Genomic DNA, 349 nt, shown 5'->3' with positions numbered 1-349 from the left:
CGAGCAGGCGCTGGATCCACTCGCGACGAATCTCGCGGTCCGGGCAGTTGGCCAGGATCGCGGCGTCCTTGAGCGGAATGTTCACCTGATAGTAGAAGCGGTTGGCGACCCAACCCTGAATCTGCTCGCGGGTGGCGCGGCCTTCGTACATCGCCACGTGGTACGGGTGGTGGATGTGGTAGAAGGCGCCTTTGGCGCGCAAGGCGGCTTCGAATTCGGTGGTGGTCAACGGTGTGTCAGTCATTTCGCCTGCTCCTACAATTCGATGCTCATGCCGTCGTAAGCCACTTCGACGTTACGCCGCACCAGCTCGGCTCGCTCGGGAGAGTCTTCGTCGAGGATCGGGTTG

Annotated in this window: 1 protein-coding gene; it reads right to left on the bottom strand. The window is 61.9% G+C overall.

What is annotated here, in order from left to right:
* The coding region (locus AC0L20_RS40275) for a thiaminase II/PqqC family protein (protein ID WP_473295711.1) at positions 1-244 on the bottom strand (244 nt) is incomplete at its 3' end.
* Positions 245-349 lie beyond the last annotated feature (105 nt).

It is taken from the genome of Bradyrhizobium sp. Kon58, from assembly GCF_055807455.1.
The sequence above is the reverse complement of the archived record's forward strand: the minus strand, read 5'-3'. Positions and strand labels throughout refer to the sequence as shown.